Genomic DNA, 17,123 nt, shown 5'->3' on the forward strand with positions numbered 1-17,123 from the left:
AGGGCTTTCACCCTTCTCCACTCCTGTTTCTCACCGCGCCGGGCGGATGGAATCCACGGCGATGGTGGTGCCCTGCATGCAGGTGGAAACCTCCGCCACCGCCCCGGTGATGCTCACGAGGTCGCCGGGCCGGAAGCCGCCGAGCGAGCCCGCCAGCGTGTAGAGCCGGCCGTTCCCGGCGCGCAGGGCAGGGCACTCGGCGCCCTCGTTGGTGAGCACGCCGCTGAGGGTGAGGCGCTCCGGGCCGGGCCTGCCGGGGCCGGGGCGTCCGGGCCGGCGCGGCTCCTCGCCGAGCCGGAACGCGCCGTCGGCCGCCACGCGCCCGCGCCCGTCGAATACCTCGTAGCCCCAGCGCTCGCCGGGGCGCGAGCGGGGCGGAATGTCCAGATGGAGAGTGGCGAGGCCGCGCCGGTCGGCGCGCGTTTCGGCCTCGGTGCCCCCGCGCCCGGAGCGGGGGCCGGCCTCGGCCGACACCGCGTCGCCGGGGCGCAGCCCCGAGACGAGGAGGCTCACCCCGCCGCCGGGGAAGTTCTCCCGCTCGTCGATCCGCACCTCGATCCCGGCCCTGTCCGGCCTGCCGGGGCCGGGGCGGCCGGGCGGCGGGGCGGGGGGCGTGCCCGGGCCGGCGAAATAGATGGTGCGGCCGACCTGGAGGTCGCGATCCGTCAGGCCCGGATTGGCCGCGCGCAGCGCCTGGAGCGAGATGCCGAAGGAGCGCGCGATGGAGGAGAGCGTATCGCCGGCGCGCACGACGTAGCCCTCCGGCCGCGCCGGGCCGCCGGGGCGCGGGCCGCCCCCGCCGCGAATGTCCAGATCGACCCGCTGGCCCACCTGGAGGCGGCGCCAGTCGATCTGCGGGTTTGCCGCCTCGATGGCGCCGGCGGGTATGCCGCAGGCGCGCGAGATCGCCGACAGGGTGTCGCCCGGCGAGACGCGCCACGTGGCGCCGCAGGAGGACTGCGCCTGGGCGGCCGGCATGGCGGCGGTGAGGACGGGTGCGGCGAGGATGCCGGCCAGCGCGAGGCGGATGACTGCGCGTTTGATCATGAATGTTCTCCCTACGGGCGGCCTGTCCGCGCTGGAGCGCCGGCCCATGACAGCCTCTAGCGGGACGAAGCTGAAGGCACCTTGAACGGGCCGGCGACGGTTTCGTTCATTTTCCGCACAGGGCTGTGGACAGAGAGTTTGATACGGGCTCGTTCATCCTTCGCTTACCAAACGCTCCTAGGCTTGCCTCATCCGCTCGAGTTTCGCGGTAGATGAAAGGCCGCTCCTGATGGTTCTGCGTAAAAGGGGATGGCGCATCGTCACGCTCGCCGCCGTGTGTTCCGCGGCGGCGGGCGCCTTTCCCGGCCTGCCGCTCGCGCAGGGCTTTTCGGATGCGTCTCAGGGGAACCTCGTGTGGGGCGGGCATGTGCCGCCGCCGCCGCGTCCCGGCGAGGCGCCGGTCTACGTGCCCAGTCCCGCCTACTCGGCCGAGCGCGGATACGAGACCCCGGCGCAATCGAATTTTCGCGGCGTGCAGCCCACCCCGCCGCAATTCCTCGAACCCGTGGCCCAGCCGCAGCCCCAGGCGATGGTCGCCCCGGATGAGCGCGGCCCGGGCGACTACGGCCGCACCTACCCGGTGCAGCCCGCCCCTCAGGACAGCTCCTATGGGCAGCCCGCGCCGGTGCAGGAGGCCGCCCTGCCGCCGCTGGAAGGCGGACGCGTGATCGACGATGCCGGCGGGGGCGGCCTCTACGGCTCCCGGCCGGACGAGGCGTTCGACCCGTGGGACGGATCGTCCGGGGCCGACCCCGTGCCTCGATCCGTGCCGGCGCCGATGGCGGCGCCCTCCGGGGGCCCCGTGCCGCGCGCGCCGATCTCCGGCCAGCCGGGCCAGGGCGCGGCTCGCGGCGCCGTCGCGCCGCCGGCCTCCGCGCCGCGCCCGGCCGCCGCCGTGCCGTCCTACGCGGCGGTGGAACAGGCACGGCCGGAGCGCCAGGAGGGTGGCCGGGGCTGGAACCCCTTCCGCTGGGGGCGTGGCGCGCTGGAGGACAAGACGCCGACCGGCTATCGCTCTCTGCCGCGCGGCGAGGCCATGTGCCGGCGCGAGCTGCAAAGGCTCGGCGTGCAGTTCACCGAGGTTTCCCCTGTGGGCAATGGCGGCGGCTGCGGCATCCAGAATCCGATCCGCGTCACGCAGGCGGCCAAGGGCATCGCCATGCAGCCGGCGGCGACGCTCTCCTGCCAGACCGCGCTCCAAACCGCGCGCTGGCTGGACAACGACGTGCGCTCCGCCGCCCGGTGGACCCTGTGGAAACGCCCGACGGCCGTTCTGAACGCCTCGTCCTACCGCTGCTCGCGCATCGCCGGCTCGCGCACCATCAGCGAGCACGCGCTGGGCAACGCGCTCGACATCCGGGGCTTCCGTTTCGCGGACGGCTCCACCATGGATGTGGAGCCCAAGGGCCTGTTCTCCCCGCGCGAGCGCAAGTTCCAGAACAATGTGCGCCGGGCCGGCTGCCGCTATTTCGGCACGGTGCTGGGGCCCGGCTACAACAAGGCGCATGACGACCACCTCCACTTCGACGTGAAGACGCGCTCGCGCTCGGTCTGCAAATAGTTCTCAGGCCGCTCCCGAAAGCCCGGCACGCATGAGGCGGCTGGCTTCGATGGGGGCGACGAGGTCGCGGCCGGCAAAGGGGCGGGCGAGCGGCATGACGAGGCGGCCCGCGCCGGCCACCAGGGTCAGCAGCGGGCGCAGCGCCGCTTGCACCTCGGGCGTGAGGAAGGGGCGGTAGGCGACCAGCGCCGCGCCCTGCGCCTCGGGCCGCACGCCCGCCGCCGCGAGCTGGCAGAAGAACAGCCACAGGTCTCGCGCCTGGGCGCTGGCCAGCGGCATCACGGCGCGGGGGTCCTCCTCGAAATCGAGAAAGCCGATGGCCCGGCCGTCATAGGTCAGGTCGCGAAGGCTGGGGCGGCCGTGGACGAGGCCGGCCGCGTGGGCGCGGCCGAGGGTCTCTGCCGCCATCCGCAGCACCTGCCCGAAGGCTTCGGCCGAAAGATGCTGGCGCACCGTGCCCAGATTGGGGCCGATATCGGACAGGATCAGCAGCCCCGGCGCCCGTGCGGCGATATCGGGCACGTGAAAGCCGGCGCGGCGGAAGGCCTCGATCCGTTGCGCCTCCCCGCCGGCGGCTGCGTCGCCGCCCCGGCTGACCGTGGGGCGCAGGATCGGCAGCGGCAGGGTGCGCGAGAGAAGGGCCTGCGCCGCGTGCCAGCGGCCGCCTTCCGCCGTGCCCGGCCGCTTGGCCCAGTAGGCCCGCCCGGCCAGTTCGATCCGCTCCACCCGCCGTGCGCCGCCGCGCGCCAATGCGAGGAGGGCGTGGCTGTCATGGACGGGGGACGAGGGTGCGGGGTCTGTCATGGCGGCGTCATAGAACGCCGCGCGGGCCCGGCGCAAATGCGCCGGGCGAGGCGCCCGATGCCTCTCAGGGCAGCGAGGGCGGCTCGGCCGGAACGGGGGTGGGGCGCCCCTCGCCGTCGAGCGCCACCTTGACGAAGGTGCCCTCCGTCACCTTCACGCGCTCATGATTGACATAGCGGCGCGCGAACGCTTCCACCGCCAGCGTCATGGAGCTTCGCCCGATCGATTCGACACTTGTGTAGACGCACAGGACGTCGCCCACCTTCACGGGGCGGCGGAAGACGAGGCTGTTGACGGCCATGGTGACGACCCGCCCGCCCGCGCGCTCGGCGCCGCGGATGCCGGCGGCCAGGTCCATCTGCGACATGACCCAGCCCCCGAAGATGTCGCCCGCCGCATTGGCGTCGGCCGGCATGGCGGGAACGCGGACGGTCAGCTCTCCGCGCGGCGTTTCCTCTTGTGCATCCATTCGTCTGCCTGCTTTCCTGATGATGATGATGGACGGGCCGCCCAAGGTCGCATCGGCACCAGCTCCACCGCAAGCATGGCGAGGAAGACCATGGCGCAACCCAGCCATGCGCCGGCGCTGAGCCGCTCGCCGAGGAGGATGAAGCTGAACAGGGCGGCGAAGAGCGCCTCGCCCGAAAGGAAGATCGCCACCTGCGAGGCGGGCGTATGGGCCTGCGCCACGACCTGGAGGGTGATGGCCAGGGCCGTGGCGACGAGCCCGCCATAGAGGATCTCCGGCAGCGCCGCCGCCAGGGCGGCGCCGGAGGGGGCTTCCACCACCGCGCCGGGCGCCGAGAGAAGCGCCACGATGGCGAACTGCACCAGCGACAGGGTGAAGGGGCCGCGATCCGCCCGGCCGAACCGCTCGATGGCGACGATGTGCAGAGCCCAGAACACGGCCCCCGCAATCACCAGCCCGTCGCCGGCATTGAGCCCGTCGAGGGCGCCTCCGGCGATGGCGGCGATGCCGCAGAAGGCGACGACGGCGGCCGGCCAGACCACCGGATGGGGCACGCTGCGCGTGAGCACCAGTGCGATGAGAGGCGTGAGGACGACGTAGAGGCCGGTGAGGAAGCCGGCATTCGTCACGCTCGTCTGGCTGATGCCGAATTGCTGAAGGCCGGCGGCCGCGAACAGGATGAGGCCCACCAGCGCGAAGCCCGCCAGCTTGCGCGGGGGCATGGGGCCGGCGCGGCGGCGCTCCGCCAGCGCGAAGGGCACGAGAACGGCGGCGGCCAGCCCGAACCGCGTCGCGTTGTAGGTCCACGGCCCGATCGCCTGCATGGCGGTGGACTGGGCGATGAAGCCCAGGCCCCAGATGGCGGCCGTCAGGCAAAGGAGGAGGTTGGCGCTGGCGCGGCTCATGCGGGCTTGGGGACGTCCTGTGGGGTGGGGCGCGTGTAGCACCGGGCGGCGCGAAGGGAAACGACGGGGGGAACCAATCGCCGCCGCCGTGCCTTTACCTGCCGAACAAGGCGGCCGAGACGAACCGCGGACCGGCCGCTTTTGCGTATCAGTACAGAAAGGCTTCTTTCATGAAGACGTTCGTTCTCGCCGCCGGCCTCGCCACTCTCATGAGCGGCGCCGCGATGGCCCAGACCACCGCGCCCGCCACCGAGGGCACCACGGCACCGGCCGCCGGCACCGAGGCCCCGATCGCCGGCTCCGCCACGCCGACCTCCGGCATGGAGGGCGGCTCGCCCATCGTGATGCTGCCCGAGGTTCAGGCCGGCGCCGCCCCGGCCCATTTCCTCGCCGACGATCTCGATGACGAGGAAGTCTACGGCGCCAATAACGAGGAGATCGGCGAGGTCGAGGACATCATCCTCTCCGCCGACGGCACGGTGGCCGCTGTGGTGATCGAGGTCGGCGGCTTCCTCGGCATCGGGGAGAAGGATGTGCTGGTCGACTGGAATGCCATCGAGGTGGCTGTCGAGGGCGACGACATCCGCCTGCTGGCCCCGACGCTGACGCGCGAGATGCTGGAGCAGGCCGAGGGCGTGGATCTCGACACGCTGCTGGTCGGCCGCAACTAAGCGCCGCGCCTTTCCAGGAAGGGCCGCTCCGGGAAACCGGGGCGGCCTTTTTTCATGGCGCATCCGGCAGCCATTGACGCGGGCGATAGCCGGGCAGGCCCTCGATGCGGGCGAGCCACGCCGCGACGGCGGGCCGGCCGGCAAGGTCGAAACCGCCTTCAGGCGCGCTGGCCGTGTAGGGATAGAGCGCGATGTCGGCGAGCGTCGGCCCGTCGCCCACGAAGAAGTCGCGCCCCGCCAGATGACGCTCCATCACGTCCAGCGCCGCATTGCCGCCGGCCAGCGTCAGCGCCATCCGCTCCGGGGTGGCCCCGGCCTTGCGGGACGGATAGACGCTGAGCGCGCGCCGCACCGCGACGCTGACCTCGTGCACGTTCTGCTCGAAGAACATCCAGCGCAGCATCCCGGCGCGCTCGAACGGATCGGCCGGCACGAAGGGCGTGCCGTCTCCCAGATAGCAGAGGATGGCGTTGGATTCGGCGAGCAGCCGCCCGTCCGGCAGGACGAGGAGAGGCACCTGCCCGGCGGGATTGAGGCGCAGGAACTCCTGCGTGCGCGTGGTGCCGTCCAGCGCGGAGACCTCCACATGGGCGAAGGGGCGGCCGAGCAGCGCCATGAGGAGGCGCGGCTTGTAGCAATTGCCGCTGTCGGACATGCCGTGAATCGCGATCATGGAAACTCCTTTTCCTCCGGTCCCAGCCTGGCACGTGGCGGGCCCGATGGCCAATTCGCGGGCGTGAACGAAGCCATCAGCCATATTCATGAGTGCGGCCGGCCCGGCGCCTTGCGCGGGCCCGGGGACCGACCTATGGTCCGCCGATTTTCGCGGGGATCGCCCGTGGAAGCCTGCCGCCCAGACGATTCCGGAGCCTGCCCCATGGCCTTTCTTGCGAGCGCCCTCGATCGCGTGAAGCCGTCCGCCACCATTGCCGTGACCCAGAAGGCGCGCGAACTGAAGGCGAAGGGCCGCGACGTCATCTCGCTCGGCGCCGGCGAGCCGGATTTCGACACGCCCGACAACATCAAGAACGCCGCCATCGACGCCATCCGCCGGGGCGAGACCAAATACACGCCGGTGGCCGGCATCGTGCCGCTGCGCGAGGCGATCGTCGCCAAGTTCAAGCGCGAGAACGGCCTCGACTACACCCCCGCGCAGACCATCGTGGGCACGGGCGGCAAGCAGATCCTCTTCAACGCCTTCATGGCCACGCTGAACCCCGGCGACGAGGTGATCATCCCCGCGCCCTACTGGGTGAGCTACCCGGAAATGGTGGCGCTGTGCGGCGGCACGCCCGTCTTCGTCGAGGGCAGGCTGGAGGACGCCTTCAAGGTGACGCCGCAGGCGCTGGACGCGGCGATCACGCCGAAGACCAAGTGGTTCCTGTTCAACTCGCCCTCCAACCCCTCGGGCGCGGCTTATACGCGCGACGAGCTGAAGGCGCTGGCCGACGTGCTGGTGAAGCATCCCCATGTCTGGGTGCTGACGGACGACATGTACGAGCATCTCGTCTATGGCGACTTCGTCTTCACCACGCCCGCGCAGGTGGAGCCCTCGCTCTACGATCGCACGCTGACGATGAACGGCGTTTCCAAGGCCTATGCCATGACCGGCTGGCGCATCGGCTATGCCGCCGGGCCGCTGCACCTCATCAAGGCGATGGACATGATCCAGGGCCAGCAGACCTCGGGCGCCTGCTCCATCGCGCAATGGGCGGCGGTGGAGGCGCTGAACGGGCCGCAGGACTATGTCGGCGAAAGCCGCAAGGCCTTCGAGAAGCGCCGCGACCTCGTCGTCTCCATGCTGAACCAGGCGACGGGCATCCAGTGCCCCGCGCCGGAGGGCGCCTTTTACGTCTACCCCTCGGTGCGCGAGCTGATCGGCGCGAAGACCCAGGGCGGCAAGGTGATCGAGACCGACGAGGATTTCGTCTCCGAGCTTCTGGAGGCGGAAGGCGTGGCGGTCGTCCATGGCGCGGCCTTCGGCCTCGGCCCCAACTTCCGCCTTTCCTACGCGGCCTCGGACGAGCAGCTCGAGGATGCCTGCGGGCGCATCCAGCGCTTCTGCGCCAGCCTGCGCCGGTAAAGGCGGGGCCGCTCGGACCATGAAAAAGGCCCGGTCGAAAGACCGGGCCTTTTTCATGTCGATCAGCCCTTCGGGCGCTTGCCGCGATGCGGACGCTCGCCCTGCGAGGCGCCCAGCTTCTTCTTGTAGAAGGGGCCGCGGGGCTTGCCCTCGGGCGGCTGGCCGAAGGACGACCTGCCGATGGGCGGCCGGCTCTTGTTGCGCGGCCCGGAGAAGGACTTGCCGTCGCCCTCCGGCGGCGCGCCGTCCGCCAGCGAGATGGTGATGTCGTCCAGCTCGCCGCCGGCCGACTTCAGGAACTTCTTGGCCGCTTCCTCCGCCACCTCGAACTTGGTCTCGCGGTCATAGATCTTGATGGCGCCGATCTCCTGCTTCGTCACCCGGCCGCGACGGCACAGGAGCGGCAGCAGCCATTTCGGGTCGGCCTCGTTGCGCCGGCCGATATCCAGGCGGAACCAGACGGTCGGCCCGCCGGGGCCGCGCTCCTTGCGGGGGCCGGGCTCGCGCGCCTCGCCCCCCTTGGGGTCGCGCCCGAAGCCGGGGTCGAACACATCCTCGGGCGCCGGCAACTTGAGCTGGTAGAGACGCGCGAGGGCGGCCGCCAGCTCCTCGGCCGAGCGGTTGTGCAGAAGCATGCGCGCGACGGCGAGGTCGTCCTCGCTGGGCTCCTGCGTCAGCACCGGGTCGGCCAGGAGCCGCTCCTCGTCGAGCTTGCGGATGGCGTCCGCCGCCGGCGCACCGCCCCATTGCGGCTGGATGCGCGCCTCGGCCAGGAGCCGCTCGGCCTTGCGGCGGCGCGAGATGGGCACGAGCATGACCGAGACGCCCTTGCGGCCCGCGCGCCCGGTGCGCCCCGAGCGGTGCTGGAGCGTTTCCGAATCGTTGGGCAACTCGGCATGGATGACGAGCCCCAGGCTCGGCAGGTCGATGCCGCGCGCGGCCACGTCCGTCGCCACGCAAACGCGCGCGCGCCCGTCGCGCAGCGACTGCATCGCGCTGTTGCGCTCGTTCTGGCCCAGCTCCCCGGACAGGGCCACGGCCGAGAAGCCGCGTTCCACCAGCCCCGAATGAAGATGGCGCACGGTCTCGCGCGTGTTGCAGAAGACGATGGCGCTCGGCGCCTCGTGGAAGCGCAGGATGTTGACGACCGCGTGCTCCATCTCGTTCGGCGCGATGCGGATCGCCTGATACTCGATGTCGGCATGGGCCTCGCGCTGGCGCGTGGCCTCGATACGCAGCGCATCGCGCTGATAGCGCTTGGCGAGCGCGGCGATGGTCTTGGGCAGCGTGGCGGAGAACAGGAGCGTGCGCCGCTGGGCGGGCGTCGCCTCCAGGATGAACTCCAGATCCTCGCGGAAGCCCAGATTGAGCATCTCGTCCGCCTCGTCGAGCACGAGGGCGCGCAGATTGCCGATCACCAGCCGCCCGCGCTCCAGATGGTCGCGCAGGCGCCCGGGCGTGCCGACGACGATATGGGCGCCTTGCGACAATTGCCGCGCCTCGGCGCGCGGATCCATGCCGCCCACGCAGGTGACGATCTGGGCGCGCGCGTCGGCATAAAGCCATTCCAGCTCGCGCTGCACCTGGAGCGCCAGCTCGCGGGTGGGAGCGACGACGAGCGCGAGCGGCGCGCCCGGCGCCGGCAGGCGGTTCTCGTCGGTGAGAAGGTCGCTCGCCATGGCGAGGCCGTAGGCCACCGTCTTGCCGGAGCCGGTTTGCGCCGAGACGAGCAGGTCGCGGCCTGCCACGCCCGGATCGATCATCGCCGCCTGCACGGGGGTTGGCTCCAGATAGGAGCGAGATTGCAGGGCGGACGCCAGGGGCGCGGGAAGGGAGTGGAACGGCAAGATGGGGTCCTTTGGAAAGCCCCTTGGCCGATAGCATGTCGGAGAGGCAGAAAAAAAGCCGGGCTCACGAAGAACCCGGCTGAAAAGTAAGGGCTATGAGCCCTTGGGAGGAAACGGCCGGGCGAGAAATGGGAGGAGGTATCCCTCGCAACCGACTACATGCAGATTAATCCTTAGCTGCGCAACGACCAGTGCTCATCCGGTATGCCTGCCATGCGAATATGCATAAGCGGTCAGAACGACCAGGTGCGCGCCTTGGAGATCAGGAAGTCGCGGAACACCTTGAGCTTGGCCGCGTCGCGTAGCTGCTCAGGGTAGCAGAGATAGGTGTCGAAGGAGGCCAGGTCCAGCTCCGGCAGCACCTGCACCAGCTTCGATTCCTTGTCGATCATGTAGTCCGGCAGGAGGGCGAGGCCGATGCCGCGCTCGATGGCCGTCTTCATCGCCATCAGATTGTTGATCTGCAACACGCTGTGGCGCGAGCGCCCTTCGGGCAGCCCCACCGTTTCCAGGATGTTGAGATTGCGCAGATAGTCCGGCGCCGGCTCGCCGAAGGTGATGATGCGGTGCTTGTCGATGTCCTCGATGGTCTCGGGCCGGCCGTAGCGCTGGAGATAGGCCGGCGAGGCGTAGACATGCATGTGCACGGTGAAGAGGCGGCGCTGGATGAGGTCCGGCTGCTGCGGCTGGCGCAGGCGGATGGCGCAGTCCGCCTTGCGCATGGTCAGGTCGATCTCCTCGTTGTCGAAGACGAGCTGGAGCTCGAGCTCGGGATAGAGCTCCAGGAACTCCTGCGCGCGCTGGGTCAGCCAGCCCGAGCCGAGGCCCACCGTGGTGGTGACGCGAAGCCGCCCCTGCGGCTTCTCCTTGGTCTCGGTGAGCTGCATGCGCACCGATTCGAGGCGCTTCAGGACATCGGTGGCGGTCTGGTAGAGGATCTCTCCCGATTCGGAGAGCACCAGCCCGCGCGCGTGCCGGTGGAAGAGCGGCGTGCCGATCTCGGTTTCCAGCGCCGCGACCTGGCGCGAGATCGCCGACTGGCTGAGATTCAGCGCGTTCGCCGCATGGGTGAAGGATCCGGCCTCGGCTGCCGCATGGAAGATGCGCAGCTTGTCCCAGTCGAGCGCCATTGTCCGTCCCCTCGTCGCCGGCTCTGTGAGCGGCCGGCTTGTCGTTTATTCCGCCGCCTGCGCGTGCTCCTCGGTGCGCTCGGCCGCGAGCCAGCGCTCCGCCTCCAGCGCCGCCATGCATCCCAGCCCTGCCGCCGTCACCGCCTGCCGATAGACGTCGTCGGCCACGTCGCCCGCCGCGAAGACGCCCTCCACAGACGTTTTCGTCGTGCCCGGCTCCACCCAGAGATAGCCGCCGGGCTTCTGGCGCAGCTTGCCCGCGAAAAGCTCGGTCGCCGGCGCATGGCCGATGGCGATGAAGACGCCGTCGGCCGCGATCTCGGATATCTCGCCGCTGGCGCGATGACGCAGCTTCACGCCCGTCACCGACTTCATCGGCTGGTGCGCGCCCACGATCTCGGCGATCTCGCTGTCCCACACGATCCGCACGTTCTCCAGCGCCATCAGGCGGTTCTGGAGGATGCGCTCGGCCCGGAACTCGGAGCGGCGGTGAACCACGGTGACGGATTTGGCGATGTGGGCGAGATAGAGCGCCTCCTCCACCGCCGTGTTGCCGCCGCCCACCACCACGACATCCTTGCCCCGGTAGAAGAAACCGTCGCAGGTGGCGCAGGCCGACACGCCGAAGCCCTGGAAATCGGCTTCCGAATCGAGGCCCAGCCACTTGGCCTGCGCGCCGGTGGCCACGATCAGCGCGTCGCAGGTGTAGATCTGCCCCCCGTCGCCGGTGAGCCGGAACGGACGGCGCGAGAGGTCGGCCTCCACGATGAGGTCGGAGACGATCTCGGCGCCGACATGGACGGCCTGCGCCTTCATCTCCTCCATCAGCCAAGGCCCCTGGATGGGATCGCGGAAGCCGGGATAGTTCTCCACATCGGTGGTGATGGTGAGCTGGCCGCCTTCCTGAAGGCCGGCGACGATCAACGGCTTCATCATGGCGCGGGCGGCATAGATGGCGGCGGTGTACCCCGCCGGGCCGGAGCCGATGATGAGAATGTCGGCGTGGCGTTCGGTCATGACAAGCGGTCCGTTCGATCACGCGGGCAGGTGGACGCCGCGCTGCCTGTTTTCAATAGTGGAGGGCAGGGGCCGACACAACAATGGTGCAGGATGGCAACAGTGAGGCGGCAGCGTTCGCCGGGCGGTTGCCCGGCGTGAGGGAAGCGGGCTAAACGGAAATTTCCCGGTCGAGCAAGATGGAGAGGGAGGCGCATGAATTCGATGTCGAACGCTGCTTTCCCAGGCGGATACGCCGTCTCCGTGGCCGGGCAGGGTCGCCCTTCGGCCTGACCCGCCGGCCAGCGCCGCCCGCGCTTCCCGCGCATTTTTCCATGACTGTTTGAGGACGCGCCGGCTTTTTAAGGCCCGCGACGCTCCATCGGGACGGTGCCTTCGGGCGCCGAAGACCATCATGAGCCATCACAAACGCCGCCGGCGCTCCGACGCGCTGGGCCGGGTCCTGTCCTTCACCTTCGGCAACTGGCGCGACGAGAAGCTGCTCGTCGGCTCCATCGCGGCCAGCATCACCGTGGCGACGCTCGCCGACATCCTCGTGCCGATCACGGCCGGCCGGCTGGTGGACGCCATCGCCGCCCATCCCGGCGACCCCGCCGCGGGGCTGGCGGGCGCCCTGCCGGCGCTCGCCGCCATGGCGGGGCTCGGCGTCACGTTTCTTCTCTTCCGCCATCTGGCGTGGAGCCTCATCGTGCCGATGACGCTGCGCATCATGGACAAGGTGTCGCGCGAGGGTTTCGCGCGCGTCCAGCGCTTCTCCACCGACTGGCACGCCAATGCCTTCTCCGGCTCGGTCGTGCGCCAGATCACGCGCGGCATGTGGTCGCTCGACATCCTGCACGACGTGCTGCTGCTGGCGCTGCTGCCCTCGGCGGTGGTGCTCGTCGGCACGGTCGCGCTGCTGGGCTGGACCTGGCCGGTGATGGGCCTTGTCATGGCGCTCGGCTCGGGCGCCTATGTGGCGGCGACGGTGCTGCTTGCCACGCGCTACGTCGCGCCCGTGGCGCGGGTCGCGAACCGGCTGGACACGCGCATGGGCGGCGTCCTGGCCGATGCGCTGGCCTGCAACGGCGTGGTGAAGGCCTTCGCGGCCGAGGAGCGGGAAGAGGAGCGCTTCGCCGGCGCGGTGCGGCGCTGGCGCCGGATGACGCGCCATGCCTGGATGCGCGGGACGCTGACAGGCACCTTGCAGAACGCGCTCCTGTGGACGATGCGCCTCGCCATCGCGGCGACCGCGCTGTGGCTGTGGGTGCGCGGGCAGGCGAGCCCCGGCGACGTGGCCTATGTGCTGACCACCTACTTCGTGGTGCACGGCTACCTGCGCGACATCGGCATGCATGTGAACAACCTCCAGCGCTCGGTGAACGAGATGGAGGAGCTGGTGGACCTCTACGGGGAGGAGCCGGGAATCGCCGATCGCCCGCAGGCGGAGCCGCTCTCGGTGGAGCGCGGCGAGATTCGCTTCGAGGCCGTGCGCTTCCGCTACGGCCGCCACGAGACGCCGCTCTACGACGACCTGTCGGTGACGATCGCCGGCGGGCAGAGCGTCGGGCTCGTGGGCCGCTCCGGCTCGGGCAAGACGACCTTCGTCAAGCTCGTGCAGCGGTTCTACGACGTGACGGACGGGCGGATCACGGTGGACGGGCGGGATATCTCGGCCGTGCGGCTGAGGGACCTGCGCCGGCAGATCGCGGTGGTGCCGCAGGAGCCGATCCTGTTCCACCGCACGCTCACCGAGAATATCGCCTATGGCCGGCCGGGCGCCAGCCGGGCCGAGGTGGAGCGGGCGGCGGAGCTGGCGAGCGCAAGCGGCTTCATCGACCGCCTGCCGCGCGGCTACGACACGCTGGTGGGCGAGCGGGGCGTGAAGCTCTCCGGGGGCGAGCGGCAGCGCATCGCGCTCGCCCGCGCCTTCCTGGCCGACGCGCCGATCCTCATTCTCGACGAGGCGACATCGAGCCTCGATTCGGAATCGGAGGCGCTGATCCAGGCGGCGATGGAGCGGCTGATGGCCGGGCGCACCGCGCTCGTCATCGCCCACCGCCTCTCCACGGTGCGCGACCTCGACCGCATCCTCGTCTTCGACCGGGGGCGCATCGTGGAGGACGGCAGCCACGCCGCCCTGATTCGCCGGGACGGGCTCTATCGACGCCTGTCGGAGCGGCAGGACGGCGCATTCGCCGCGCAAGCGGGCGGGCGGATTGCGCGCGAGGGGGCGAGCCGGTAGAAGGTGGGCGCCCCGACCGGCCGGCCTCGCCGGCCGGTCGGCCCAGCCGGGGGAGGCTCCCATCTTCAGGTCGCTCGCCCACGTCGCCTCGCTCTTCGGCATCGCGCTTGCCGCCGCGATGCTGCTGCCCGCGCTGGTGGACCATGCCGACCACAATGACGACTGGGTCGTCTTCATCGGATCGAGCGCGCTGGTGGCGGCGGTCTGCGCGCTGGTGGCCGTGGCCACGCGCGGCGAGCGCATCGTGATGACGCAGCGCCTCGGCTTCCTGCTCGTGACCTGCGTCTGGCTCACCGCCTCCGTCGTCGGCGCGCTGCCGCTTTATCTCTCCGGCCTCGGCATCACTTTCGAGACGGCCGTCTACGAGGCGGTCTCGGGCGTGACGACGACCGGCGGCACGGCGCTGACGGGGCTCGATTCCATGCCGCGCGGCGTGCTTCTGTGGCGCTCGCTCCTGCAATGGCTGGGCGGCATCGGCCTCGTGGCCATGATGGTGCTGATCCTGCCGCAGCTTCGCGGCGGCGGGCAGTCGCTGTTCCAGCTCGAAAGCTCGGACCGCTCCGACAAGCTCCTGCCGCGCTTCAGCCAGCTCGCCAGCGCGCTCGTCTGGGTCTACGGCGGGCTGACCTTCGCCTGCGCGGCGGCCTACTACCTCGCGGGCATGGGGCTGTTCGACGCCGTGAACCACGCCATGACGACCGTGACCACGGCCGGCTTCTCCACCCACGATGCTTCGCTGGGGCGCTACGGCACGCCCGCCATCCTCCTCGTCGCCATCCTGTTCATGACGCTGGGGGCGCTGCCGGCGGTCCTCTACATCCGCATCTTCCTGCCGCGCTCGTTCCAGCGCTGGTCGGACCCGCAGGTCCTGGTCTTCCTCGCCATCTGCCTCGTGTTCGGCCTCGCGCTCTCGGCCGTGCGCTATTTCCTGGAAGGCGTGGCGGCGGGCACCGCGCTGCTGACGGGCTTCTTCAACCTCATCTCGCTCATCACCACCACGGGCTTTTCCACGCAGGACTACATGCTCTGGCCGAACGCGGCGCTGGGCATCCTCCTTCCGGCGCTGTTCATCGGCGGCTGCGCGGGCTCGACGGCGGGCGGCTTCAAGGTCAACAGGCTCGTCATCCTCTTCTCTCTCGTCAGCGCCAATTTCCGCCGCCTCCTTCGCCCGCACGCGGTGGAGCGGCTGAAATACGGGCGGATCGACATCACTCCCGCGATGATCGAGACGCTGATGATCTTCATCACGCTCTATCTCGTGCTCGTCGTGGCCGGCACGATCGCGATGACGATGCTGGGCGTCGATTTCCTCTCCGCCTTCTCCGGCTCGCTTTCGGCGGTGGGCAATGTGGGGCCGGGCTTCGGGCCGCTCATCGGCCCGGCCGGCAATTTCTCCGCCCTGCCGGACGGCGCCCTCTGGGTGCTGTCCTTCCTGATGCTGGTGGGGCGGCTGGAGATCGTCACCGTGCTCATCCTCCTCTCCCCCGATTTCTGGAGGGACCGATGATCCCCTGCCGCTTTATCAATCTCGACCGGGCCGGGGAGCGCCGCCTGGCGATGGAGCGCCAGGGGCGGCGGCTGGGGCTGGGGCTGGAGCGGGTGCGGGCGGTGGAGGCGGCCGAGATCACGCCGGCCCGCGCGGCCGCGCTGGGGCGCTCCTGGGAGCGGCCGCTCTCGCTTCCCGAACTCGCCTGCTTCCTCTCGCACCACGCCCTCTGGGAGCGGATCGTGGAGGAGGGGCGGCCGGCGCTGATCCTGGAGGACGACGCCGTGCTGTCGCCGCGCATCCTCGACGCGCTGGCGGCGGCCGAGGCGCTGGAGGGCGTCGATCTTCTGAACTTCGAGGATTTCGGCAAGCGCCGCTTCGTGGCGCGCCATGGCGCGCGGCCGCTCGGGCCGGGACTCTCCCGCATCCGGCTCTATCGCGACAAGGCGGGTTCGGCGGCCTATCTCCTGTGGCCCTCGGGCGCGCGCAAGCTCCTTCTGCGGGCCGAGAAGGGCGCGGCCCCCGCCGACGCCTTCATCCACGGCGCGGGGCTGGAGGCCTGGCTCTGCGAGCCGGCGCTGGCCGCGCAGACGCATGTCCTCGCCCAGCGCGGGATCGGCGCCCAGGCCGCCAGCAGCGTGCAGGCGCGGCGCGAGAGGCTGGCCGTGGCGCCGGCCAATGCACGCTTCCTCGCCCGGCGCGTGGGCACGCAGCTCCGGCTCGCCCTGCACCATGCCGCCCGGCTGACGAGGGCCGACTACAGGCGCGTCGCGCTCGACGAGGGCGTGCGCCCGGACGCCGGGGAACCGCCCATCAGCCGCCGGTAGACCGCTTCCAGCGCCCGCGCCTCGTTTTCGATGGAAAAACGCGCGGCCACATGCGCGCGTGCATTCGCGCCGGCCGCGATGCGCCGGCCGTCCTCGTCCATCAGCGCGCCGGCGGCCCGCGCCATCGCGTCCGCTTGGCCGGCCGGCACGATGATGCCGGTCTCGCCCGACCCGGTGACGATGATTTCGCTGAAAGCCCCGACATCGGCCGCCACGACCGGCACGCCGCTCGCCATCGCCTCCAGCGGGGTGAGGCCGAAGCCCTCCCAGCGCTGCGGCGCGACGAAGAGATCGAGCGCGCGATACCAGGGGGGGATGTTCGTGTGCTCGCCGACGAAGAGGATACGCTCGGCAAGGCCCGCCTCCGCGACCCTGCGCCTCAAGCCGGCCTCGAAGGACTCGTGCGGGCCGGTGGCCCGGCCGGCGACGATGGCCGTCCAGCCGGGGCGCGCGGGCAGGAGCGCGATCATCGCATCGACGAAGAGGTCCGTGCCCTTCTGCCGGCGCACGCGCCCGAAACAGCCCACGATCTTCTGCTCCGCCGGCAGGCCGAGCGCGGCCTTGGCGGCCGCCTTGTCCGGCGCGGGATGGAAGCGCTGCGTGTCGATGCCGTGGAGGATGACCTCATGGGCGCCGTCGAGATAGGAGCCCGTGCGCGCGCTGGTGGCCACCACCGCGTCCATGCGGCCGATCAGCCATTTCGTATAGGCGGTGTGCCGGCGCTGGGAGGCGGAGGTGAAGACGAGCTTCAGCGGCATTCGCAACAGGTCGCGCATCACGATGCCGGGCAGCATCTCCACATTGCGGCGCGCGTGCCAGACGCGCACCATGCGCCCGCGCGGCGCGCGCCATAGACCGGGAAGCTGCGAGAGGCGAAGGCGCGGCAGGGAAGCGGGCAGGCCGGGGCCGAGCACCGCGATTCCCAGCGCCCGCGACTGCACGGGCACGAGCTGGATGATGGTGGAGGTGACGCCCGACAGCCGCTTCTTGAAGTTCGGGGCGATGACCTCGCATTCGCGCATGTCCATGGTCAGGCTTTCCCGGCCGCGGGC

Annotated in this window: 15 protein-coding genes; 6 read left to right on the forward strand and 9 right to left on the reverse strand. The window is 70.7% G+C overall.

From position 1 onward, the window contains the following. Positions 1-30 precede the first annotated feature (30 nt). Positions 31-1,047: a LysM peptidoglycan-binding domain-containing protein gene (locus J7654_RS10110; protein WP_209735782.1), complete on the reverse strand. Its 1,017-nt coding sequence runs from the start codon at positions 1,045-1,047 to the stop codon at positions 31-33. 229 nt (positions 1,048-1,276) lie between these two features. Between J7654_RS10110 and J7654_RS18350 the strand changes: the two genes are divergently transcribed. Continuing rightward, positions 1,277-2,608 (forward strand): extensin family protein, encoded by a 1,332-nt coding sequence (locus J7654_RS18350; RefSeq protein ID WP_245195457.1) that lies wholly within the window; start codon positions 1,277-1,279, stop codon positions 2,606-2,608. A gap of 3 nt (positions 2,609-2,611) precedes the next feature. Here J7654_RS18350 and J7654_RS10120 read toward each other — a convergent pair whose 3' ends face one another. From J7654_RS10120 to J7654_RS10130, 3 genes are all read right to left on the reverse strand, one after another. Then, positions 2,612-3,412: a BUD32 family EKC/KEOPS complex subunit gene (locus J7654_RS10120; RefSeq protein ID WP_209735783.1), complete on the reverse strand. Its 801-nt coding sequence runs from the start codon at positions 3,410-3,412 to the stop codon at positions 2,612-2,614. 64 nt (positions 3,413-3,476) lie between these two features. Next, complete coding sequence (locus J7654_RS10125; protein ID WP_209735784.1) at positions 3,477-3,881, reverse strand: acyl-CoA thioesterase; 405 nt, start codon at positions 3,879-3,881, stop codon at positions 3,477-3,479. Then, positions 3,845-4,786 carry a DMT family transporter gene (locus tag J7654_RS10130; RefSeq protein ID WP_209735785.1) on the reverse strand — a complete coding sequence of 314 codons (942 nt, stop codon included), beginning with the start codon at positions 4,784-4,786 and terminating at the stop codon, positions 3,845-3,847. Before J7654_RS10130 ends, J7654_RS10125 begins: the two co-directional genes overlap by 37 nt. A 170-nt stretch (positions 4,787-4,956) precedes the next feature. Between J7654_RS10130 and J7654_RS10135 the strand changes: the two genes are divergently transcribed. Continuing rightward, positions 4,957-5,457 carry a PRC-barrel domain-containing protein gene (locus J7654_RS10135; RefSeq protein WP_209735786.1) on the forward strand — a complete coding sequence of 167 codons (501 nt, stop codon included), beginning with the start codon at positions 4,957-4,959 and terminating at the stop codon, positions 5,455-5,457. Positions 5,458-5,509: 52 nt separating this feature from the next. Here the strand turns inward: J7654_RS10135 and J7654_RS10140 are convergent, their stop codons facing one another. Further along, a complete protein-coding gene (locus J7654_RS10140) occupies positions 5,510-6,130 on the reverse strand; it encodes a glutathione S-transferase family protein (protein WP_209735787.1) in 621 nt (206 codons plus the stop codon). Positions 6,131-6,334: 204 nt separating this feature from the next. On the opposite strand from J7654_RS10140, the gene J7654_RS10145 reads away from it, so the two are divergent. Next, the gene (locus J7654_RS10145) at positions 6,335-7,540 is read left to right on the forward strand and encodes a pyridoxal phosphate-dependent aminotransferase (RefSeq protein ID WP_209735788.1); all 1,206 of its coding nucleotides are present in this window, start codon (positions 6,335-6,337) and stop codon (positions 7,538-7,540) included. A 62-nt stretch (positions 7,541-7,602) separates the two neighbouring features. Here the strand turns inward: J7654_RS10145 and J7654_RS10150 are convergent, their stop codons facing one another. The 3 genes from J7654_RS10150 to trxB form a co-directional block, all read right to left on the reverse strand. Further along, positions 7,603-9,387: a DEAD/DEAH box helicase gene (locus J7654_RS10150; RefSeq protein WP_209735789.1), complete on the reverse strand. Its 1,785-nt coding sequence runs from the start codon at positions 9,385-9,387 to the stop codon at positions 7,603-7,605. A 233-nt stretch (positions 9,388-9,620) separates the two neighbouring features. Next, complete coding sequence (locus J7654_RS10155; RefSeq protein WP_209735790.1) at positions 9,621-10,517, reverse strand: LysR family transcriptional regulator; 897 nt, start codon at positions 10,515-10,517, stop codon at positions 9,621-9,623. 45 nt (positions 10,518-10,562) lie between these two features. Then, entirely contained in the window at positions 10,563-11,534 is a 972-nt protein-coding gene (gene trxB / locus J7654_RS10160) for a thioredoxin-disulfide reductase (protein WP_209735791.1), read from the reverse strand. Between the two features lie 394 nt (positions 11,535-11,928). Between trxB and J7654_RS10165 the strand changes: the two genes are divergently transcribed. From J7654_RS10165 to J7654_RS10175, 3 genes are all read left to right on the forward strand, one after another. Beyond that, positions 11,929-13,758, forward strand: a complete 1,830-nt coding sequence (locus J7654_RS10165; RefSeq protein WP_209735792.1) for an ABC transporter ATP-binding protein — start codon at positions 11,929-11,931, stop codon at positions 13,756-13,758. Positions 13,759-13,876: 118 nt separating this feature from the next. Further along, positions 13,877-15,265, forward strand: coding sequence for a TrkH family potassium uptake protein (locus tag J7654_RS10170; protein WP_209735793.1), 1,389 nt, complete (start codon positions 13,877-13,879; stop codon positions 15,263-15,265). Then, a complete protein-coding gene (locus J7654_RS10175; RefSeq protein ID WP_209735794.1) occupies positions 15,262-16,071 on the forward strand; it encodes a glycosyltransferase family 25 protein in 810 nt (269 codons plus the stop codon). Before J7654_RS10170 ends, J7654_RS10175 begins: the two co-directional genes overlap by 4 nt. Here J7654_RS10175 and J7654_RS10180 read toward each other — a convergent pair. Then, complete coding sequence (locus tag J7654_RS10180) at positions 16,002-17,099, reverse strand: glycosyltransferase family 4 protein (protein WP_209735795.1); 1,098 nt, start codon at positions 17,097-17,099, stop codon at positions 16,002-16,004. The genes J7654_RS10175 and J7654_RS10180 overlap by 70 nt on opposite strands. Positions 17,100-17,123: the final 24 nt, after the last annotated feature.

Origin of the sequence: Aureimonas populi (genome assembly GCF_017815515.1) — a bacterium.
Taxonomy (GTDB): domain Bacteria; phylum Pseudomonadota; class Alphaproteobacteria; order Rhizobiales; family Rhizobiaceae; genus Aureimonas; species Aureimonas populi.

Bases quoted from the DNA above. Each gene is read 5' to 3' on its own strand.
- J7654_RS10125 (WP_209735784.1), bottom strand. From the start codon at position 3,881: ATGGATGCACAAGAGGAAACGCCGCGCGGAGAGCTGACCGTCCGCGTT.
- J7654_RS10170 (WP_209735793.1), top strand. From the start codon at position 13,877: ATGCTGCTGCCCGCGCTGGTGGACCATGCCGACCACAATGACGACTGG.
- J7654_RS10130 (WP_209735785.1), bottom strand. From the start codon at position 4,786: ATGAGCCGCGCCAGCGCCAACCTCCTCCTTTGCCTGACGGCCGCCATC.
- trxB (WP_209735791.1), bottom strand. From the start codon at position 11,534: ATGACCGAACGCCACGCCGACATTCTCATCATCGGCTCCGGCCCGGCG.
- J7654_RS10145 (WP_209735788.1), top strand. From the start codon at position 6,335: ATGGCCTTTCTTGCGAGCGCCCTCGATCGCGTGAAGCCGTCCGCCACC.
- J7654_RS10140 (WP_209735787.1), bottom strand. From the start codon at position 6,130: ATGATCGCGATTCACGGCATGTCCGACAGCGGCAATTGCTACAAGCCG.
- J7654_RS10155 (WP_209735790.1), bottom strand. From the start codon at position 10,517: ATGGCGCTCGACTGGGACAAGCTGCGCATCTTCCATGCGGCAGCCGAG.
- J7654_RS18350 (WP_245195457.1), top strand. From the start codon at position 1,277: ATGGTTCTGCGTAAAAGGGGATGGCGCATCGTCACGCTCGCCGCCGTG.
- J7654_RS10120 (WP_209735783.1), bottom strand. From the start codon at position 3,412: ATGACAGACCCCGCACCCTCGTCCCCCGTCCATGACAGCCACGCCCTC.
- J7654_RS10110 (WP_209735782.1), bottom strand. From the start codon at position 1,047: ATGATCAAACGCGCAGTCATCCGCCTCGCGCTGGCCGGCATCCTCGCC.
- J7654_RS10135 (WP_209735786.1), top strand. From the start codon at position 4,957: ATGAAGACGTTCGTTCTCGCCGCCGGCCTCGCCACTCTCATGAGCGGC.
- J7654_RS10165 (WP_209735792.1), top strand. From the start codon at position 11,929: ATGAGCCATCACAAACGCCGCCGGCGCTCCGACGCGCTGGGCCGGGTC.
- J7654_RS10180 (WP_209735795.1), bottom strand. From the start codon at position 17,099: ATGGACATGCGCGAATGCGAGGTCATCGCCCCGAACTTCAAGAAGCGG.
- J7654_RS10175 (WP_209735794.1), top strand. From the start codon at position 15,262: ATGATCCCCTGCCGCTTTATCAATCTCGACCGGGCCGGGGAGCGCCGC.